Genomic DNA, 20,182 nt, shown 5'->3' on the forward strand with positions numbered 1-20,182 from the left:
CCCTGGCTGCGCTCATGCTGTTTCTCGTGCTGTTCGATTGGAATCGGGCGCGGCCGCTGATCAATGAACAGGTGTCGGCTGCGCTCGATCGGCCCTTCGCCATCGAGGGCGACCTGCGTGTGGTCTGGCAACGCGAGCCAGGTGAGCAGGGCCTGGGCGCCTGGCTGCCCTGGCCGCACTTCGCCGCTGAAGATATCCGCCTGGGCAACCCGCAGTGGGCGCAGGGCGAGGACTTTCTCCGCCTGGGCAGTGTGCGTTTGCGCCTGGCGCCGCTGCCGCTGCTGTGGAAGACCCTGAACATTCCCAGCATCGAACTGGGGGCGCCGGTGGCCAACCTGCAGCGCCTGGCCGATGGCCGGGCCAACTGGATCTTCGACCTGGGGGGCGAGCAGGGGGCAGAGCCCAATCCCTGGACCCTGGATATCGGCACCATCGGCTTCGACAAGGGGCGGGTGCAGCTCGATGACCGCAGCAGCGCCACCCGCCTGGATCTGCTGGTCGAACCGTTGGGTGAGCCGATCCCGTTCGCCGATATCGTCGGCAAGGGCGCGGCCGAGCGCCTGACGGCCAACGACGCCAGCGCGCAGGATTACGCCTTCGCCTGGCAGGCCAAAGGGCGCTTCCGGGGGCAAGTGCTCGATGCCAATGGCAAGCTCGGCGGCTTGCTGGCCTTGCACGACGCCAGGCTGCCTTTCACCTTGCAGGCCGATATGCGCATCGGCGCCACCCGCATCGTGCTGGCCGGCAGCCTGAGCGGCCCGCAGAACCTGGCCAGCCTGGATCTGCGTCTGCGCCTGTCCGGGCGCAGCCTCGCCGAGCTATACCCGCTGACCGGGGTGACCCTGCCGGAAACCCCGGCCTACAGCACCGATGGCCGTCTGCAGGCCAACCTGCGCGATGCCGATGGGGCGATCTTCCGTTATCAGGGCTTCCGTGGCCGCATTGGCGACAGCGACATTCAGGGTGACCTGACCTATGCCGCGCGTGAGCCCCGGCCCAAGCTGTCCGGTCAGCTCACCTCCAGGCAGTTGCGCTGGGGTGATCTGGCGCCGCTGGTGGGTGCCGATTCCAGCGCCGAGCAACGCCAGCGTGGCCAGCAGGATCGCCAGCCGGCAGACAAGGTGTTGCCCGTCTCCACCTTTCGCACCGACCGTTGGCGGGCAATGGATGCTGACGTGCGTTTCATCGGCAAGCGCATCGAGCATGGCGAGCGACTGCCGATCAGCGACCTGGATACCCATGTGGTGCTGCACGATGGCGTGCTCAGCCTCGAACCCCTGCGTTTCGGCATGGCCGGTGGCACGCTCGAAGCGCAGGTGCGCCTCGATGGCGCGGTCACGCCGCTGCAGGGGCAGGTGCGCATGAGTGCCCGTAACCTCAGGCTCAAGCAGCTCTTCCCCGGTTTCGCGCCGATGCAGACCAGCCTGGGCGCGCTCAACGGCGATGCACACCTGCGCGGGCGTGGCAACTCGCCGGCGGCCCTGCTCGGCAGCGCCGATGGCGAGCTGAAAATGCTGATCAACGATGGCGCCGTCAGCCGCAGCCTGATGGAAATTGCCGGGCTCAACGTCGGCAATTACCTGGTCGGGCAACTGTTCGGCGACGAGGAGGTGAAGATTCATTGCGCTGCCGCCGATCTCGGTATCCGCCAGGGCCTGATGAGCACGCGGCTGTTCGTGATCGATACCGACAACGCGGTGATCAAGGTCGATGGCAACGCCAACTTCGCCAGCGAGCGTCTGGATTTCACCGTCACCCCCGCCACCAAGGGCTTGCGTATCTTCTCCCTGCGTTCACCGCTCTACGTGCGCGGCACCTTCAAGCAGCCGGCGCCGGGCGTGCAGGCCACGCCGCTGGTGTTGCGCGGCGTCGGTCTGGTGGCGCTGGGCGTGGCGGTGGCGCCGGCTGCCGGGCTGCTGGCGCTGGTGGCGCCCAGTGCCGGCGACGAGCCGGATCAGTGCGGGCCATTGCTGCAGCAGATTCAGCGCCGTTAGGGCACCTCTAAAAATTACCTACGTTGCCATCACTGCGTTAAAAACAAGCTCGTGCGCGAGTCCGATCAAAATGCTCATTTACAACTCGTAAAGTCGAGCGCGACTCCGACCGTTTTTCGCTTGTTTTTGCGGGGCCGCCATCGGTGTTGTTCTGGCTGCCTCGCCTACGTTTTTAGAGGTGCCCGTTAGGCGCGCGCCAGAAAGCTGCGCTCGATGGCCTCGATACCGGGCTGGTAGTCATCCTGTTCCACCGCACGCAGGGCCCAGGCCAGCACCCGCTCGGCGATGCGCTCGTGCTGTTGGCTCATGGCGTTGACCCGCAGGGGCAGGAAGTCCAGCAACTGGTTGTCGCCGAAGGTGGCCAGGCGCAGCGCCGACCAGGTGCTTTGCGGTTTCTCCTGGAGCAGGTCGAACACTCCTTCGAGCAGCACGTAAGCGGTGCTGACCAGAGCGTCGGGCGGGCCCGCTTCGGCAAGCAGGGTCTGCATCTGCTGGTAACCGCTGCGGCGGTTGAACTGCTCGCCGTAATAGATGCTGATGCGTCCCTCGAAACCCTCCAGGGCCTGGCGAAAACCGCGCTCGCGCGCCTGGCTGATGACCAGTTCCGGGCGCGCGGCGAGCAGGCCGATATGGCGGGGCCTGGCCGGCAGCAGGCTGCTGGTGAGCTGGCGTCCGGCGGCCTCGTCATCGCTGACTACCGAGCGGATATGCTGCGGCGACAGTGCCCGATCCACGGCGATGATCGGCAGCCCGCTGGCCACCAGTTCGGGGTACAGCGGGTCATCCTGCGGCAGGCAACTGGCGACGATCAGCGCATCGCAGCGGCGTGAGCGGAACAGCTCGAGCAACTGCTGTTCGCTGTGCGGGTCGTCGTCGGAGCTGGCGATCAGCATCTGATAGCCGGCGGCACGGGCCTTCTGTTCCAGCAGCTTGGCCAGGCGCGCGTAGCTGGGGTTTTCCAGATCCGGCAGGATGAAGCCCAGGCAACGGCTTTGCCCGCGGCGCAGGCTGGCGGCCTGCTGATCCGGGCGATAACCATGCTCCTCGACCACCGCGAGCACGCGCTCGACGGTGCTCTGGCTGATCCGGCGCTTCTCGGCCTGGCCGTTGATCACATAGCTGGCGGTGGTCACCGAGACTTGCGCGAGACGGGCGATGTCGCTGAGTTTCACGGGCGAATCCTGAACGGGTAGGCGATGATCGGGCTTCAAGGATTACCCATTATCGGCTAAGGTGCCAGTGTCAGGTGAAACGATTCAGCAGATTGCCTGTCAGTGCAATGTCTGGTTGACCAGACGCCAGGCGCCATGCCTCTGTTCGTGCAGCGCCTAGTCTTAACTCATAACAAGATTCCCTGCCGGTCGGCCCAGGCGTGCCACCGGCTCGAAGCTGCCGGAGGTACACCCATGCTCGAACTCGATGCCAGCCAGATCCAGATGGGCCGCCAGGCGGCGGACAAGGCAGCGGCACTGGCCATGCTTGGCGAGGCGCTGGCAGCCGGCGGCCTGGCCACCCCGAGTTATCTCGAAGGGCTACGTGCGCGTGAAGCACAAGGTTCGACCTTTCTTGGCCAGGGCATCGCCATCCCCCATGGTACGCCGCAGACTCGCGACCAGGTGCTGAACACCGGCGTGCGCCTGATCCAGTTCCCCGAGGGGGTGGACTGGGGCAATGGTCAGCAGGTGTACCTGGCCATTGCCATCGCCGCGCAATCGGATGAGCACCTGCACCTTCTGCAGCTACTCACCCGTGCTCTTGGCGAGGGCGACCTGAGCCAGGCGCTGCGCGAGGCGCGCGAGCCCGAGCAGATCGTCGAGTTGCTACAGGGCGCGCCGCAAGCACTGGCGCTGGACGGGCAACTGGTCAGCCTGGGCCTGCCTGCCGAAGATTTCGACGAACTGCTGTGGCAGGGCGCGCGCCTGCTGCGCCAGGCCGGTTGTGCCAGCAGTGGCTTCGCCCTTGGTCTGGCGCGCAGCGAGGCACTGCCGCTGGGCGATGGCCTGTGGTGGCTGCATAGCGAGCAGAGCGTGCAGCGCCCCGGTCTGGCCTTCGTCACCCCGGCGCAGGCCCTGAGTTTCCGTGGCGAGCCGCTCAAGGGCCTGTTCTGCCTGGCCAGCCAGGGCGAAGCCCATCGCCAGGCCCTGGAGCGCCTGTGCGACGTGCTGATCGGCGGCCGCGCGGCCGAACTGAGCGAAGCCAACGACAGCCGCCGGGTGATCGAAGCGCTCGGCGGCGAGGTAGCGCCGGACTGGCCCGGCGTGGCGGTGACTTTGCTCAATGCCCATGGCCTGCATGCCCGGCCGGCCAAGGTACTGAGCGAGCTGGCGCAGCGTTTCCACGGCGAGGTGCGGGTGCGCCTGCGTGGTGATGAAGGCGCCGGGGCCTCGGCCAAGAGCCTCAGCCGCCTGCTGGCATTGGGTGCGCGACGTGGCCAGGTGCTGGAGTTCAGCGCCGAGCCGGAAATCGCCGCCGACGCGCTGCCGGCGCTGCGCGCCGCGGTGGAAAGTGGTCTTGGTGAAGCGGTCGAGCCGCTGTTGAGCGAGGCGGCGGAAGTGCCCACCGTGCTGGCCGAGGAGCCAGTGCTGGCGCCGCCCGCTGGCAGCAAGGTACAGGCGGTGGCCGCTTCGCCCGGCATCGCCATGGGGCCGGCGCTGGTGCGGGTGATGCCGAATTTTGAATTCGCCGAGCAGGGCGCTGGTGTGGACAGCGAGCGCCAGCGCCTGAATGAGGCCTTGGTTGCCATCGCCGCGCAGATCCAGCGCCTGGTCGATGGCGCCGGGGTGGCCAGCGTCCGTGAAATCTTCAGCGCACACCTGGCCATGCTCGACGACCCGGCCTTGCGCGAGGACGTCGACGCCCGCCTGGAAACCGGCTCCAGCGCCGAAGCCGCCTGGCAGCAGGAGATCGAAGCCGCCGCGCAGCGTCAGGAGGCCCTGCACGACGCCCTGCTGGCCGAGCGTGCGGCCGACCTGCGCGACATCGGTCGCCGTGTGCTGGCGCATCTGTGCGGTATCGAGCTACCCCGCGAACCCAACGAACCCTATGTGCTGGTGATGAGCGAGGTGGCGCCATCGGACGTCGCCGCGCTGGATCGCCAGCGTGTGGCCGGCATCCTCACCGCCAATGGCGGCGCCACCGCACACAGCGCCATCATCGCCCGTGCTCTGGGCATTCCGGCGGTGGTGGGGGCCGGCGAAGCGATCCTGGCGCTGGCCCAGGGCACACCGCTGCTGCTCGATGGCGACAGCGGCCTGGTGCGCATCGATCCGGACGAGGCCACCCGTCAGCAGGCCCTGCGCGAACGCGAGGCGGAACAGCAGCGCCGCGAGCAGGCCCACGCCACGCGCCTCGAAGCGGCGCTGACCCGTGACGGCGTGCAGGTGGAGGTGGCCGCCAATATCGGCGCGGCCAGCGAAACCGCCGGCGCCGTCGAACTGGGCGCCGAGGCCGTGGGCCTGCTGCGCACCGAGCTGGTGTTCATGGAGCACGCCCAGGCGCCGAGCCAAGCCGCCCAGGAGCGCGAGTATCGCCGCGTGCTCGAAGCCCTGGCCGGGCGCCCACTGGTGGTGCGCACCCTGGATGTCGGCGGTGACAAGCCGCTGCCCTACTGGCCGATGCCGGCCGAGGAGAATCCCTTCCTCGGCGTGCGCGGCATCCGCCTCAGCCTGCAGCGGCCAGAGATTCTCGAAACCCAGTTGCGTGCTCTGCTCACCTCGGCCGAAGGGCGCCCGTTGCGCATCATGTTCCCCATGGTCGGCACGATGGAGGAGTGGCGCACCGCGCGTGACCTGGCGCAGCGCCTGCGCGAGGAAATTCCGGTGCAGGATCTGCAACTGGGCATCATGATCGAAGTGCCCTCGGCAGCCCTGCTGGCACCGCTGCTGGCGCGCGAAGTGGACTTCTTCAGCATCGGCACCAACGATCTGACTCAGTACTGCCTGGCCATCGACCGTGGTCATCCGCAGCTCTCGGCCCAGGCCGACGGCCTGCACCCGGCGGTGCTGCGCCTGATCGCCATGACGGTGGAGGCCGCGCATGCCCACGGCAAATGGGTGGGCGTGTGCGGCGAGCTGGCCAGCGATCGCCTGGCCGTGCCGTTGCTGGTGGGCCTGGGGGTGGACGAGCTGAGCGTATCGCCGCGCAGCATTGCTCTGGTCAAGGCGCGCGTGCGCGAGCTGGACAGCCGCGAGGTGCGTACCCTGGCGCAGCGCGCGCTGGATCTGGAGAGCGCCGCCGCCGTGCGCGCCCTGGCCGGAGGGCTGCACTGATGGCGCGTATTCTTACCCTGACCCTGAACCCGGCACTGGATCTGACCCTGCGCCTCGACCAGTTGCAGCCCGGCGCGGTCAATCGCTGCCGGGATTTTGCCAGTCACGCCGCTGGCAAAGGGCTGAACGTCGCCCAGGTGCTGGCCGACCTTGGCCATACGCTGAGTGTCAGCGGCTTTCTTGGCCGCGCCAATGCCGCGCCGTTCGAGGCGCTGATGCACAAGCGCGGTTTTCGCGATCTGTTCGTCCGCGTGCCGGGGGAGACGCGCAGCAATATCAAGCTGGCCGAGGCCGACGGGCGCATCACCGATCTCAACGGCCCTGGCCCGCAGATCGAGGAGGCTCATCTGGCACAACTGCTGGATGATCTGGAACCGCTGCTGGCTGGACATGACGCCGTGGTGGTGGCCGGCAGCTTGCCGCGCGGCGTATCGCCCGAGTGGTTCGCCAGCCTGCTCAAGCGCATCAAGGCTGCCGGCGTACCGCTGGCCGTGGACAGCAGCGGTGCGGCGCTGAGTGCTGCTCTGAGCGTTACGCCCTGGCTGATCAAGCCCAACGAAGAGGAACTGGCCGAGGCCTGCGGCGCCGACCTGACGGCGGCAGTGGCGCGTCTGCGCGAGCAGGGTATCGAGCACATCCTGCTGTCACGCGGCGCCGAAGGTGTCGACTGGCATGGCCCGAACATCGCCCTGCGCGCGCTGCCGCCACGGGTCGAGGTGGCCAGCACGGTGGGCGCCGGCGATTCGCTGCTGGCCGCCAGCCTGCACGGCCTGCTCGAAGGCTGGCCGGCCGAGCGCAGCCTGCGCCTGGCCACGGCGGTGGCTGCGCAGGCGGTCACCCAGATCGGCTTCGGCATTCACGATATCGACCAACTGGCACGGCTGCAGGCCGCCGTCCAGCTACAGCCCTTGCAAGAATAAGAGGCCCCGACCATGAATCTGTTGATCGTCACCGCCTGCCCCAACGGCCAGGTTACCAGCGTGCTCTGTTCGCGCTTGCTGCAAGCCGCCGCCGAGCGCCTAGGCTGGAAAGCCAAGGTGGAGGTGCATGACGCCCGCGCCATCGGTTCGCCGCTGAGCGAGGCCGATATCGCCGCCGCCGACTGGGTGCTGGTGGTCAAGACCGGCGACCTGCCGCTGACCCGCTTCGTCGGCAAGCGCCTGGTGCAATCCACCCCCGCCGAGGCGTTGGCCGACCCGCAGCGCTTCCTGCGCGAGGCGGCCGAACGTGCCGAGCCTTATCAGGCAACAGCCGCGCCAGCGGCCAGCGGCAGCCGCCGTCTGGTGGCGATTACCGCTTGCCCCACCGGCGTGGCGCACACCTTCATGGCTGCCGAGGCGCTGCAGCAGGCCGCTACGCGCATGGGCATCGAGTTGCAGGTGGAAACCCGTGGTTCGGTGGGCGCGCGCAACCTGCTCGACGAGGCTGCCATCGCCGCCGCCGATGCCGTGCTGCTGGCCACCGACATCGAGGTGGACACCAGTCGCTTCGCCGGCAAGAAGGTCTATCGTTGCGGCACCGGTGTGGCGCTCAAGCAGCCGCAACAGACCCTGGAACGGGCGTTGAGCGAGGCGCGCCCGCTGGCCGAGGCCGCGTCTGCCGAGGGTAGCGCAGCGGCCAAGAGTGGCGAGAAGAGCGGGCCTTACAAGCACCTGCTCACTGGCGTGTCCTACATGCTGCCGATGGTGGTGGCGGGTGGTCTGCTGATCGCCCTGTCGTTCGTCTTCGGCATCGAGGCGTTCAAGGAGGAGGGCACCTTCGCCGCCGCCCTGATGAAGATTGGCGGCGACGCCGCGTTCAAGCTGATGGTGCCGGTGTTGGCCGGTTACATCGCCTATTCCATCGCCGACCGTCCGGGCCTGGCGCCGGGGATGATCGGCGGCCTGCTGGCCAGCTCCCTGGGCGCGGGCTTTATCGGTGGCATAGTCGCCGGCTTTCTTGCCGGTTATTCGGCCAAGGCCCTGGCGCAGTGGGTGCGTCTGCCGGCCAGTGTCGAGGCGCTCAAGCCCATTTTGATCATCCCGCTGCTGGCCAGCCTGTTCACCGGCCTGGTGATGATCTATGTGGTCGGCACCCCGGTAGCCGGCATGCTGCAATCGCTGACCACTTTCCTCGACGGTATGGGCAGCACCAATGCCATTCTCCTCGGCGTGCTGCTCGGCGGCATGATGTGCGTGGATCTCGGCGGGCCGATCAACAAGGCCGCCTACGCCTTCTCCGTCGGCCTGCTGGCGTCCAGCAGCTACGCGCCGATGGCGGCGACCATGGCTGCCGGCATGGTGCCGCCGATCGGCATGGCCATCGCCACCGTACTGGCGCGGCGCAAGTTCGCCGACAGCGAGCGGCAGGCCGGCAAGGCTGCCGGGGTGCTGGGGCTGTGCTTTATCTCCGAGGGGGCGATTCCCTTCGCGGCCAAGGACCCGCTGCGGGTGATCCCGGCTAGCATCGCCGGGGGCGCACTGACCGGCGCGCTGTCGATGTACTTCGGCTGCAAGCTGATGGCGCCGCACGGTGGGCTGTTCGTGCTGCTGATTCCCAACGCCATCAACCATGCGCTGCTGTACCTGCTGGCCATCGTCGCCGGCAGCCTGCTGACCGGGGTGATCTATGCGTTGATCAAGCAGCCCGAGGCACAGCCCTTGGCCATGGGAACTGCCTGATCAGTCACTAGCAGGCTGTTGAAAAACTACCTGCGTTGCCTGGCCGTCGTTAAAAAAAGCCTCGCGTGCGAGCCCAGTCAAAATGCTCATTTACAACTCGTAAACCCGAGTGCGGGCCCAGTGCTTTTTTCGGCTGTTTTTGCCTAGGCCAGCCCGCCTCGCCTACGTTTTTCAACGGCCTGCTAGCGGCGTTGTGCAGCAAGGCGTCGCCTCGTCCAGCCCTTGCTCCAGCCCGTGCAGGATGGGGCAGTCTGGCCGCCCATCGCCCTGGCAACTGGCGGCCAGTTCGGCCAGGGTGTTGCGCAAGGCGCTCATCTCGGCGATACGCCGCTCCAGCTCGGCGATATGCGCCTCGGCCAGCGCTTTTACATCTGCACTGGCGCGCTGCTTGTCTTGCCACAGCGCCAGCAGCCGGCCCACTTCCTCCAGTGAGAAGCCCAGGTCTCGCGCCCGCTTGATAAAGGCCAGGCGGTGCAGATCCTGCTCGCTGTACTGGCGGTAGCCGCTGTGCGTGCGCCCGGCGCGTGGCAGCAGATCGATGGACTCGTAGTAGCGAATCATCTTGGCGCTGAGTCCGGTGTGCTTGGCGGCCTGGCCGATATTCATGAGCGTGGTCTCCAGTGGCTGAGCAGCAGCGCGTTGCTCACCACGCTGACGCTGGACAGGGCCATGGCGGCACCGGCGAACATCGGGTTGAGCAGGCCGGCTGCGGCCAGCGGTATGCCGATCAGGTTGTAGATGAAGGCCCAGAACAGGTTCTGGCGGATCTTGGCGTAGGTACGCCGGCTGATCTCCAGCGCGGCAGGTACCAGTCGCGGGTCGCCACGCATCAGGGTGATGCCGGCGGCGTGCATGGCGGCGTCGGTGCCGCCGCCCATGGCGATGCCGACATCGGCGGCGGCCAGGGCCGGTGCGTCGTTGATGCCGTCGCCGACCATGGCCACCAGGCCATGCTGACGTAGTTCGCCGACCAGTCGCGCCTTGTCTTCCGGCAGCACCTGGGCGTGCGGTTCGTCGATACCCAGCTTGCTGGCCACGGCGGCGACGCTGCCGGGGTTGTCACCGCTGATCAGGTGGCTGCTGATGCCCTGTGCGCGCAACTGCGCGATGGCCTCGGCGGCACCGCTCTTGAGTGCGTCACCGAAGGCCAGCAGGCCAAGCAGACGGGGTTGGGCGCTGCTGTCGATGAGCCAGGACAGAGTGCGCCCTTCGGCTTCCCAGGCGTGCGCGGATTGCTCCAGCGCGCCCATGGCCAGCTTATGCTCCTGCAACAGGCGGCTGCTGCCCAGTTGCAGTGAGCGACCTTCCAGCGTACCGGCGATGCCACGCCCGGCCAGCACGCGGCTGTCGCTCAGGGCCGGCAGGGCGATGTCGCGTTCTTCGCAGCCTTGCAGCACGGCCTTGGCCAACGGGTGTTCGCTGCCCTGCTGCAGGCCGCCGGCCAGGCGCAGCAGCTCGGTTTCGTCGGCCTCGGCGAGGCCGATATGGACGATGCGCGGCTTGCCCTCGGTGAGGGTGCCGGTCTTGTCGAAGGCGATCTGCTGGATATCGTGCGCCACCTCCAGGGCTTCGGCGTCCTTGATCAGGATGCCATGACGCGCGGCCACCCCGGTGCCAGCCATGATCGCGGTCGGCGTGGCCAGGCCGAGGGCGCAGGGGCAGGCGATCACCAGCACCGCCACGGCATTGAGCAGGGCGTTTTCCAGCGCTGCGCCGAACATCAGCCAACCGAGCAGGGTGGCCAGGGCCAGCAGCAGTACGGTGGGGACGAACACCTGGCTGACCTTGTCCACCAGCTTCTGGATCGGCGCCTTGGCCGCCTGGGCATCCTCCACCAGGCGGATGATGCGCGCCAGCACGGTTTCCGCACCGAGTGCGGTGGTGCTCACCAGCAGGCGGCCTTCACCGTTGATGGCACCTGCGGTCACCTTGTCGCCGGGCTGCTTGGCTACCGGCAGACTCTCGCCGCTGATCAGCGCTTCGTCGGCATGGCTGCGGCCTTCGATGACCTCGCCGTCGACCGGGAAGCGCTCGCCGGGCTTGACCACCACGCAGTCGCCCAGGGCCAGGGCATCGATGGCGACCCGCTCTTCGCGACCGCCCTGCAGGCGCGTGGCGTGATCCGGGCGCAGGGCTTGCAGGGCGCGGATGGCGCTGGCGGTCTGGCGCTTGGCGCGGCTCTCCAGGTACTTGCCGAGCAGGATCAGGCTGATGATCACCGCCGAGGCCTCGAAGTACAGGTGCGGTGTGTGTCCGGCCGGTGTCACCGCCCACTGGTACAGGCTCAGGCCGTAGCCGGCGCTGGTGCCGATGGCCACCAGTTGATCCATGTTGCCGGCCCGCGCCTTGAGTGCCTGCCAGGCCGCGCGGTAGAAGCGCGCGCCGAAGATGAACTGCACTGGCGTGGCGAGCAGCCACTGCACCCAGGCCGGCAGCATCCAGTGCAGGCCCATGGGTTCCACCAGCATCGGCAGCACCAGCGGCAGGCTGAGGGCGATGGCGGCGAGCAGGGTCAGGCGCTCACGGCGCAGGCGCTGTTGGGCGCGATCCGTATCGGGACGTGCGTCGTCGATCAGGGTGGCGCCGTAGCCGGCGGCGCTGACCGCTTCCACGGCCTGGCGTGGCTCGAAACCGGCCAGTACCTGCAGGCGCGCCTTCTCGTCGGCGAGGTTGACGGTCACCTGGCTGACCCCAGGCAGCTTGCCCAGGGCGCGTTCGATGCGGCCGACGCAACTGGCGCAGGTCATGCCTTCGATGGCCAGCTCCAGAGATTGCCTGGGCACGCTGTAACCGGCGTCTTCGATGGCCTCGATCAATTGCGGCAGGCGCTCGGCCGGCGCTTCGACGCGGGCCTGCTCACTGGCCAGGTTGACGCTGACCGTGGTGACCTCCGGCAGCTTGCGCAGCGCGCGTTCGACGCGCCCGGCGCAACTGGCGCAGGTCATGCCCTGGATGGGTAGATCGAAGGTGGTCATTGCTAGCTCCCGTAGTGCGATGGCTACAGGATCAACCTTGACCCTATGGTAAGGTCAAGCATTCAGTTGATCGGTGGCGCGTCACGCAGTCGCAGGCCGTCGGCGTCCATGGCGATGCGGTAGCGGCGGATCTCCCCGGCACGCAGTTGCAGCGACTGGTTGCGCAACTGGGCGATGCCATCCTGGCAACTGCCGGTTCCGGTCAGGCCCAGGCGTAGCGAGACTTCACCCGGTGGCAGGTTGAACGACACCGACTGGCCCTGGTACAGCCGTGCGGCCATCTGATCGTGCAGATACAGGGCCACCTCACAGGTGGTGCCGACTTCCAGGCGCTCGCGGGACACGATCAGCACGGCATAACCCTCGCCCTGGGCGCTGTCCACCAGGGGCGTCAGGGGTTCGGCAACGGCATTGGCTGCCAGGAACGTGGCAAGCAGCAGAGGGTGTGGACGCATGCTGGCAGTCCTCGATTGAGGTGGGTGATCCGGGACAAGGGCTTGACCTTGCCACCATGGCAAGGTCGAGACTACACCCATCGACCAACGGATCAAGGAGTCAGCCATGCAAGCGTTCAAGGTCAGCGGTATGTCATGCGGGCACTGCGTACGTGCCATCACCCAGGCGATCAAGGCGCTGGACGCGGCTGCCGAGGTGGAGGTGGATCTGGCCGCCGGCCAGGTGCAGGTCAGCGACAGGCTGGATGCCGAGCAGGTGCAGGCGGCGATTCGCGAGGAAGGCTACGTCGTGCAGCCGGCCTGAGTCAGGGCCAGTTCAGCAGCAGGCCGCGCAGGCAACTGTCGAAAATGGCCGGGGTGTCGTGCTGCGCGTCGAACAGTGTGGGGTCGCGCAGCCAGTCGCTGAACAGCCCCACCAGCATGGCGTGCAGGGCGCGTGAGGCCAGGCGCGGGGTAATGCCCGGGCGCAGTTGCGCCTGCACTGCTGGCAGGGCGAACTGCTGTTCGCACAGATCGATGAACTGATTGACGAAGGCTTCGTGGCGTTCTTCGGCTTCACGCAGCTCCTCGGTGAATTCGCAGCGGCGCAGCAGCACGGTGAGGATGCGCCGGCGCTTCTCGTCGAACACCAGGTTGGCCATGGCTTCCACGCACAGGTCGCGCAGCAGTTGCAGCGAGGCCATGCCATCGACCGCCGCCAGTTGTTCGGCCAGCGGCTCCAGCGGCAGGCGCACCTGGTTGAGCATTTCGTGGAACAGGTGCGCCTTGTTCTGGAAGTGCCAGTACACAGCGCCACGGGTCACGCCGGCCTCCCGAGCGATCTGCTCGAGGCTGGTATGGGCCACGCCGCGCTCGAGGAACAACTGCTCGGCGGCGTTGAGAATGGCTATGCGGGTCTTCTCCGCATCTTCTTTGGTTCTGCGCATGAGGGCCGGGAAGGTCATTTCGGATGGGGCCAGTGTACCGATTTTGCCTGGGTGGCAGGCAGCCACAGTAAGGCTGAATCCCCAGGTATTCGTCAGATCGAGGGCGCCAGGGTTTATCGTGGGCTATGGCAGTGAGATGATTAGCCGGCTAATAAAAGATCTGGATCATCATGTCGCTGCGAATTCTGCTCATCCTGGGCGCTCTCTGTGCCTTCGGCCCTCTGGCCATCGACTTCTACCTGCCCAGCTTCCCGACCTTGGCGCGGCAGTTCGCCACCGATGTGGAGCACGTGCAGCTATCGCTGGCGGCCTACTTCATCGGGATTTCCCTCGGGCAACTGTTCTACGGGCCGCTGGCCGACCGTTTCGGGCGGCGTGTGCCCTTGCTGGTCGGGGTCACGCTGTTTGCTCTGGCCTCGCTGGCCTGTGCCTTGGCACCTAGCCTGGAGTGGTTGATCGGCGCACGCTTCGTGCAGGCCCTGGGCGGTTGTGCCGGCATGGTCATCACCCGCGCCGTGGTGCGTGATCTGTGCGATCCGCTGGCCTCGGCCAAGGTGTTCTCGCAACTGGTGCTGGTGATGGGCCTGGCGCCGATCCTGGCGCCGCTGGGCGGTGGTCTGCTGCTGGGTACCCTGGGCTGGCCGTCGATCTTCTACAGCCTGGCGCTGTTTGCCGGGCTGTGCCTGCTGGCCGTGTTGCTCTGGCTGCCGGAGACGCGCTCAGCGCAGGTGCAGCCGGCCCCCTTGAGCGGCGCGTTCGGCCAGTACTGGGCGTTGCTGCGCAACCGGCCCTTCATGGGCTACAGCCTGGCTGGTGGCGTGGCGATGGCGGGGATGTTCGCCTATATCGCCGGCTCGCCCTTTGTCTTCATCGAACTGTATGGTGTGCCGGCCGAGCACTATGGTTGGCTGTTCGGCAGCAATGCGGCGGGTTTCGTGCTGATGGCACAGGTCAATGCGCGCCTGGTACGGCGTGGCGGCCCGGCGCCCTGGTTGCGGCGCATGGCGCTGGTGTATCTGCTCAGCGCGCTGACGCTGCTGGCCCTGGCGCTCTGGCAGCCGGCGAACCTGTGGGTGTTGATGGTGCCGTTGTTCGTCTGCGTGGCCAGCCTGGGCTGCGTGCTGCCCAATGCCACGGCTTGTGCCATGGCCGGGCAGGCGCGCCATGCCGGCAGTGCGTCGGGGTTGCTCGGCAGCCTGCAGTTCAGTGTGGCGGCCGGGGCTTCGGCGCTGGTGGCCTACCTGCATGATGGGTCGGCGGTGCCGATGGCGTTGGTGATTGCACTATGTAGTCTGGTGGCGTGCGCTTTTGCCTGGCGTTGCAGGCGTTTTGTGGTGTGAGGGGCGAAGGGGGGGGATACCGGGCTGGCAAGTTTGTGGCTTGTGTTGGTGTTCTGGACTCCGCATTGGGTGTTTTCAGATATTCCGGGTTTCGCCCCCTCGGGCGACTCACTTTTCTTTGAAATCGGAATGCCGCCCAGCGCAAAGAAAAGTAAGCAAAAGAAACGCACCCCCGACATCCGGCCCCGGCTGCGCCGGGGTTCGTTCGCTCCATCGCTGCTCCGAGGGTCGGCTTACAAGGGCCATCCCTGGCCCTTTAAGCCTCTCGCGGCATCCATGCCGCTCGCCCCTCTACGCAACGATTCCACTCACCCTCCTGAAGGGGGCATTCGCGCGCCTGAACGTACATCGGTTCCGGGCATGCCCGGCGTGCTCTGGTAGCTGTGGAGCCGCGATTTGGCTGTCGAATTACACCGATAGTTTCATTCGCGTAGGTAGCTTGCCGGCTTGCAGCCGGCATTTAGGTCAGCCCTAAGGCTGACCCTGTACTCAAAACTCCGCGCTAATTCTGGGTTACCTAGGGTTCAGGCGCGTGCAGGGCCCGCCCAGGAGGGCGAACGGAGTCGTCGTGGAAGAGGTTGAGCGACATGGATGTCGCGACGACTGCATGGATGCAGGAGGTAGAGCGACGCAGGATGCCAAAGCCGAGAGCCACGATGGGCCAGGGATGGCCCACCGTGGCGGGCCTCTGGAGCGGCGATGGAGTGAGCGAACCCTGGCGCAGCCAGGGCCGGATGACCGGGCGGAGGTTTTGGTTACTTTGCCCGCAAAGTGACTCGCCCGGGAGGGCGAAACCAAAAACATCAACAAAAACGCGGCAATGCGGAACAGACACCGCAAAAAACCAACCGCATTGCCAGTCCAGTATCAAGCCCAGCAGGGCGAACCAGTTGACCTGCCGACATCCGCACAGAACCCAAAAAACGCCCCCACCAACAGGGTGGGGGCGGCGCGTGAGGATGAACCGTCCTTGATGCGGGGTACGCGCGATCAATTCTGCGTGGCGGTCACCTCGTCGCCGTTCCAGCCACCACCCAGTGCCTTGTACAGCTCCACTTCGCTGGTCAGTTGCGCCAGGCGGTCGCTGATCAGTTGCTGGCGAATGCTGAATAACTGGCGCTGGGCATCGAGCAGGGTCAGGTAGCTGTCCACGCCGGTGCGATAACGCCGCTCGGCCAGTTCGTAGTAGGTCTCGGTGGTATCCAGCAAGGTACGCTGAGCCTCGAGCTGTTCACGGTAGGTGGTGCGAGCGGCCAGGCGGTCGGCGACTTCCTGGAAGGCGGTCTGGATGGCCTTCTCGTACTGGGCGACCTGGATGTCCTTCTGCAGCTCGGCATAGTCGAGGTTGGCGCGCAGGCGGCCGGCGTTGAAGATTGGCAGGTTGATCTGCGGCTGGAACAGCCAGGTGCCGGAGCCTGCGTCGAACAGGCCGGACAGCTCGCGGCTGGCGGTGCCAGCGTTGGCGGTCAGGCTGACGCTGGGGAAGAACGCCGCGCGCGCCGCGCCGATGTTGGCGTTGGCCGCCTTGAGCTGGTACTCGGCCTGCAGCAGGTCGGGGCGACGCTGCAGCAGGTCGGAGGGCAGCCCGGCCGGTACGCTTTCCAGTATTTGCTTGTCCAGCTTCAGACCTTGCGGCAGGTCGTTCGGCAGGCCGGTGCCCAGTAGCTGGATCAGCGCGTTGCGATCCTGCGCGACGCGGCGCTGGTACTGCGCCAGGCTGACCCGGGCGCTGTCCACCGCGCTACGGGCCTGGCTCAGGGCCAGGGCATCGGAGACGCCGACGTCGAAGCTGCGTTGGGTCAGCTGGTAGCTGGCTTCGTAGGTTTGCAGGGTGTCCTGGGTCAGCTCGAGCAGGGACTGATCCGCCTGCCACTGCAGGTAGGCGCTGGCCACGCTGGCGACCAGGCTGATCTGCGTGCTGCGCGCTGCCTGCTCGGTGGCCAGGTATTGCTGCAGGGCCTGTTCGCTGAGGCTTCGCAGGCGGCCAAAGAAGTCCAGCTCCCAGGCATTGATGCCCAGGGTGGCACTGTACTGGCCGCTGGTGCGGGCCTGCCCGGTCTGGCTCAGGTCGGCCGGCAGGCGCTGGCGCGTGCCGGCGCCATCGGCGGATACCGAGGGCAGCAGGTCGGCGCGCTGGATGCGGTACAGCGCCTGATAGGCCTCCACGTTGAGCGCGGCGACGCGCAGGTCGCGGTTGTTCTCCAGCGCCGTCTGCACTAGCTGGCGCAGCGCCGGGTCACGGAAGAAGGCCTGCCATTGCAGGTCGGCTGCCGCCACGCTGCCTTCGCGCGCCGCGTCGCCGTAGGCCTCGCCCTGCGGCCAGTCCGCCGCCACCGGTGCCTCGGGGCGCTGGTAGTCGGGAATCAGGCTGCAGCCGCTGAGCAGGGCAGTGGCTACGGCCAGGGATAACAGGGACTGCCTCATTGCAGTGCCTCCTTGTCAGGTTCGCCGGTCGACTGGTTTTTCTTGCGCTCGAACAGCGAGCAGATGGCCACGTAGAACAGCGGAATCCAGAAGATCGCCAGCACCAGGGCGCTGAGCATACCGCCGATCACCCCGGTGCCGATGGCGTGCTTGCTGCCGGCGCCAGCACCGCTGGCGATGGCCAGGGGCAGACAGCCGAGGATGAAGGCCAGCGAGGTCATCACGATCGGGCGCAGACGCATGCGGCAGGCTTCGATGGCCGCCTCTGTCAGGGTCAGGCCTTTCTCGTACTGTGCCTTGGCGAACTCGACGATGAGGATGGCGTTACGCGCCGACAGGCCGATGGTGGTGAGCAGACCGACCTGGAAGAACACGTCGTTGGACAGGCTGCGCAACTCGGTGAACAGCAAGGCACCGATGATCCCCAGCGGCACGGTGAAGATCACCGCGAAGGGAATCGACCAGCTCTCGTACAACGCCGCCAGACAGAGGAACACCACCAGGATGGAGATGGCGAACAGCGCGGTTTTCTGCGAACCGGCCAGGCGTTCCTCGTAGGACAGCCCCGTCCAGGCGTAGCCGACGCCTTCCGGCAGTTGCTTGGCGATTTCCTCGACTGCCGCCATGGCATCGCCGGTGCTGTAGCCGGGGGCCGGAGCACCGAGAATCTCTACCGCCGACACGCCGTTGTAGCGCGCCAGCTTGGGCGGGCCGTAGATCCACTCGCCGCTGGCGAAGGCGCTGAACGGCACCATCTGTCCCTGGTCGTTGCGCACGTACCACTTGTTCAGGTCTTCCGGGGCCATGCGCGAATCGGCGATGCCTTGCAGATACACCTTCTTCACCCGGCCACGGTCGATGAAATCGTTGACGTAGCTGGCGCCCCAGCCGATCGACAGGGTGCTGTTGATGTCCGCCAGCGACAGGCCGAGGGCGCGGGCGCGCTCGTCGTCGATCAGCAACTGGTACTGAGGTTCGTCACGCAGGCCATTGGCGCGCACCTGGCTGAGCACGGGGTTCTGGTTGGCCAGCTTGAGGAACTTGTCGCGCGCCTGGTTCATCACTTCGTGGCCGACCCCGGCCTGATCCTGCAGGAACAGGTTGAAACCGGTGGCGTTACCCAGCTCCATCACTGCCGGTGGGGCGAAGGCGAAGACCATGGCGTCACGGAAGCTGAAGAAGTGCATCTGCGCGCGCTGAGCCAGTGCCGCGACGCCGTTCTCCGCGCCGGGACGCTCGCCCCAGGGCTTGAGCATGATGAAGGCCATGCCCGAACTCTGGCCGCGACCGGCGAAGTTGAAGCCGGTGACGGTGAACACCGATTTCACCGTACTCGCCTCGTCTTCCAGCAGGTATTTGCGCATCTTGTCCACCACCACCTGGGTGCGCTCGGCACTGGAGCCTGCCGGCGTCTGCACCTGGGCGAACAGCACGCCCTGATCTTCCTCGGGGAGGAAGGAGGTGGGAATGCGGGTGAACATCCAGATCATGATGCCGACGATCACCAGGTACAGCAGCAGATACGGCGCCTTGCGCTTGAGCATGCCGCTGACGCCACGTCGGTAGGCGTCGCTGGTGCGGTCGAAGTTGCGGTTGAACCAGCCGAAGAAGCCGCCCTTGGCTTCGTGGTGTTCGCCGTCGATGGGTTTGAGCAGGGTGGCGCACAGCGCCGGGGTGAAGATCAGTGCCACCAGCACCGACAAGGCCATGGCCGAGACGATGGTGATGGAGAACTGCCGGTAGATCACCCCCGTGGAGCCGCTGAAGAAGGCCATCGGCAGGAACACCGCCGACAGCACCAGGGCGATGCCCACCAGCGCGCCCTGAATCTGCCCCATGGACTTGCGCGTCGCCTCCTTGGGTGACAGGCCGTCCTCGCGCATCACCCGCTCGACGTTCTCCACCACCACGATGGCGTCGTCCACCAGCAAGCCGATGGCCAACACCATGGCGAACATGGTCAGGGTATTGATGGAGAAACCGAATGCCGCCAACACGCCGAAGGTGCCCAGCAGCACCACTGGCACCGCCAGGGTGGGAATGATGGTCGCCCGCAGGTTCTGCAGGAACAGGAACATCACCAGGAACACCAGCACGATAGCCTCGAACAGGGTGTGCACCACCCCTTCGATGGAGGCCGAGATCACCGGCGTGGTGTCATAGGGGAAGACCACCTCCATACCGGCCGGGAAAAACGGCTTGAGGTCGTCGATGGTCGCGCGCACCGCCTTGGCGGTGTCCAGGGCGTTGGCCCCGGTGGCCAGCTTGATCGCCAGACCGGAGGCCGGCAGGCCGTTGAACTGGGCGTTGATCGAGTAGTTCTCGCCACCCAGCTCCACCTTGGCCACGTCACCCAGGCGCACCTGGGAGCCATCGGGTTGCACCTTGAGGAGGATCTTGCGGAACTCTTCCGGGGTCTGCAGGCGGGTCTTGCCGATGATGGTGGCGTTGAGCTGATTGCCCGGCGCGGCCGGCAGACCACCGAACTGACCGGAGGAAATCTGCACGTTCTGCGCCTGGATGGCACTCTTCACGTCCACCGGGGTGAGCTGGAAGCTGTTGAGCTTGGCCGGGTCGAGCCAGATACGCATGGCATATTGCGCGCCGAACACCTGGAAGTCGCCCACACCCTTGGCGCGCGAGATCGGATCCTGCAGGTTGGAGACGATGTAGTCCGACAGGTCTTCGCGGGTCATGCTGCCGTCGGTGGAAACCACCCCGATCACCATGAGGAAGTTCTTCACCGCCTTGGTCACGCGGATGCCCTGCTGCTGCACTTCCTGCGGCAACAAGGGGGTGGCCAGTTGCAGCTTGTTCTGCACCTGCACCTGGGCGATGTCCGGATTGACCCCCTGCTCGAAGGTCACGATGATTTCCATGCTGCCGTCGGAGTTGCTCGCCGAGCTGACGTAGCGCAGGCCGTCGATACCGTTGAGCTGCTGCTCGATCACCTGCACCACGGTGTCCTGCACCGTCTGCGCCGAGGCGCCCGGGTAGCTGACCTGGATGCTGACGGCGGGCGGCGCGATACTCGGGTACTGGTTGATCGGCAAGGTGAGGATGGACAGGCCACCGGCCAGCATGATCACCAGTGCGATCACCCAGGCGAAGATGGGCCGGTCGATAAAGAATCTGGACAT

General features: G+C 66.6%; 13 protein-coding genes. 6 read left to right on the plus strand and 7 right to left on the minus strand.

All coding sequences use genetic code 11. The annotated features are described in order from the left end of the window. Nucleotides 1-14 precede the first annotated feature (14 nt). Complete coding sequence (locus OU800_RS04130) at nt 15-1,994, plus strand: AsmA family protein (RefSeq protein ID WP_442964759.1); 1,980 nt, start codon at nt 15-17, stop codon at nt 1,992-1,994. Nucleotides 1,995-2,179: 185 nt separating this feature from the next. Here OU800_RS04130 and cra read toward each other — a convergent pair whose 3' ends face one another. Next, nucleotides 2,180-3,166 carry a catabolite repressor/activator gene (gene cra, locus OU800_RS04135; RefSeq protein ID WP_268181401.1) on the minus strand — a complete coding sequence of 329 codons (987 nt, stop codon included), beginning with the start codon at nt 3,164-3,166 and terminating at the stop codon, nt 2,180-2,182. A gap of 234 nt (nt 3,167-3,400) precedes the next feature. Between cra and ptsP the strand changes: the two genes are divergently transcribed. The 3 genes from ptsP to OU800_RS04150 are packed head-to-tail and all read left to right on the plus strand — an operon-like array spanning nt 3,401 to nt 8,922. Then, entirely contained in the window at nt 3,401-6,262 is a 2,862-nt protein-coding gene (ptsP, locus tag OU800_RS04140; protein WP_268181403.1) for a phosphoenolpyruvate--protein phosphotransferase, read from the plus strand. Continuing rightward, nucleotides 6,262-7,182 (plus strand): 1-phosphofructokinase, encoded by a 921-nt coding sequence (gene pfkB / locus OU800_RS04145; RefSeq protein ID WP_268181405.1) that lies wholly within the window; start codon nt 6,262-6,264, stop codon nt 7,180-7,182. The genes ptsP and pfkB overlap by 1 nt, the downstream gene beginning before the upstream one ends. A gap of 12 nt (nt 7,183-7,194) precedes the next feature. Next, on the plus strand, nt 7,195-8,922 hold the full coding sequence (locus OU800_RS04150) for a fructose-specific PTS transporter subunit EIIC (protein WP_268181406.1): 1,728 nt from the start codon (nt 7,195-7,197) through the stop codon (nt 8,920-8,922). 171 nt (nt 8,923-9,093) lie between these two features. Here OU800_RS04150 and cueR read toward each other — a convergent pair whose 3' ends face one another. The 3 genes from cueR to OU800_RS04165 form a co-directional block, all read right to left on the minus strand. Continuing rightward, the gene (gene cueR, locus OU800_RS04155) at nt 9,094-9,528 is read right to left on the minus strand and encodes a Cu(I)-responsive transcriptional regulator (RefSeq protein WP_268181408.1); all 435 of its coding nucleotides are present in this window, start codon (nt 9,526-9,528) and stop codon (nt 9,094-9,096) included. Continuing rightward, complete coding sequence (locus OU800_RS04160) at nt 9,525-11,897, minus strand: heavy metal translocating P-type ATPase (RefSeq protein WP_268181410.1); 2,373 nt, start codon at nt 11,895-11,897, stop codon at nt 9,525-9,527. Before OU800_RS04160 ends, cueR begins: the two co-directional genes overlap by 4 nt. 62 nt (nt 11,898-11,959) lie before the next feature. Continuing rightward, nucleotides 11,960-12,352, minus strand: a complete 393-nt coding sequence (locus OU800_RS04165; protein WP_268181412.1) for a hypothetical protein — start codon at nt 12,350-12,352, stop codon at nt 11,960-11,962. Between the two features lie 106 nt (nt 12,353-12,458). On the opposite strand from OU800_RS04165, the gene OU800_RS04170 reads away from it, so the two are divergent. Next, complete coding sequence (locus OU800_RS04170; RefSeq protein ID WP_268181414.1) at nt 12,459-12,656, plus strand: heavy-metal-associated domain-containing protein; 198 nt, start codon at nt 12,459-12,461, stop codon at nt 12,654-12,656. Nucleotide 12,657: 1 nt separating this feature from the next. Here the strand turns inward: OU800_RS04170 and OU800_RS04175 are convergent, their stop codons facing one another. After that, the gene (locus tag OU800_RS04175; protein ID WP_268181416.1) at nt 12,658-13,278 is read right to left on the minus strand and encodes a TetR family transcriptional regulator; all 621 of its coding nucleotides are present in this window, start codon (nt 13,276-13,278) and stop codon (nt 12,658-12,660) included. 170 nt (nt 13,279-13,448) lie between these two features. On the opposite strand from OU800_RS04175, the gene OU800_RS04180 reads away from it, so the two are divergent. Next, complete coding sequence (locus OU800_RS04180) at nt 13,449-14,618, plus strand: Bcr/CflA family multidrug efflux MFS transporter (RefSeq protein WP_268181418.1); 1,170 nt, start codon at nt 13,449-13,451, stop codon at nt 14,616-14,618. Nucleotides 14,619-15,608: 990 nt separating this feature from the next. On the opposite strand, the gene adeC is transcribed toward OU800_RS04180, so the two are convergent. Next, complete coding sequence (gene adeC, locus OU800_RS04185) at nt 15,609-17,042, minus strand: AdeC/AdeK/OprM family multidrug efflux complex outer membrane factor (RefSeq protein ID WP_268181420.1); 1,434 nt, start codon at nt 17,040-17,042, stop codon at nt 15,609-15,611. Then, entirely contained in the window at nt 17,039-20,182 is a 3,144-nt protein-coding gene (locus OU800_RS04190; protein ID WP_268181422.1) for an efflux RND transporter permease subunit, read from the minus strand. The genes adeC and OU800_RS04190 overlap by 4 nt, the downstream gene beginning before the upstream one ends.

The organism is Pseudomonas sp. GOM7 (assembly GCF_026723825.1).
GTDB lineage: Bacteria > Pseudomonadota > Gammaproteobacteria > Pseudomonadales > Pseudomonadaceae > Aquipseudomonas.

Excerpts from the sequence above, each read along its gene's own strand:
- OU800_RS04130 (WP_442964759.1), top strand. The coding sequence starts at position 15 with ATGCTGTTTCTCGTGCTGTTCGATTGGAATCGGGCGCGGCCGCTGATC.
- ptsP (WP_268181403.1), top strand. The coding sequence starts at position 3,401 with ATGCTCGAACTCGATGCCAGCCAGATCCAGATGGGCCGCCAGGCGGCG.
- pfkB (WP_268181405.1), top strand. The coding sequence starts at position 6,262 with ATGGCGCGTATTCTTACCCTGACCCTGAACCCGGCACTGGATCTGACC.
- OU800_RS04150 (WP_268181406.1), top strand. The coding sequence starts at position 7,195 with ATGAATCTGTTGATCGTCACCGCCTGCCCCAACGGCCAGGTTACCAGC.
- cueR (WP_268181408.1), bottom strand. The coding sequence starts at position 9,528 with ATGAATATCGGCCAGGCCGCCAAGCACACCGGACTCAGCGCCAAGATG.
- OU800_RS04160 (WP_268181410.1), bottom strand. The coding sequence starts at position 11,897 with ATGACCACCTTCGATCTACCCATCCAGGGCATGACCTGCGCCAGTTGC.
- OU800_RS04165 (WP_268181412.1), bottom strand. The coding sequence starts at position 12,352 with ATGCGTCCACACCCTCTGCTGCTTGCCACGTTCCTGGCAGCCAATGCC.
- OU800_RS04170 (WP_268181414.1), top strand. The coding sequence starts at position 12,459 with ATGCAAGCGTTCAAGGTCAGCGGTATGTCATGCGGGCACTGCGTACGT.
- OU800_RS04175 (WP_268181416.1), bottom strand. The coding sequence starts at position 13,278 with ATGCGCAGAACCAAAGAAGATGCGGAGAAGACCCGCATAGCCATTCTC.
- OU800_RS04180 (WP_268181418.1), top strand. The coding sequence starts at position 13,449 with ATGTCGCTGCGAATTCTGCTCATCCTGGGCGCTCTCTGTGCCTTCGGC.
- adeC (WP_268181420.1), bottom strand. The coding sequence starts at position 17,042 with ATGAGGCAGTCCCTGTTATCCCTGGCCGTAGCCACTGCCCTGCTCAGC.
- OU800_RS04190 (WP_268181422.1), bottom strand. The coding sequence starts at position 20,182 with ATGTCCAGATTCTTTATCGACCGGCCCATCTTCGCCTGGGTGATCGCA.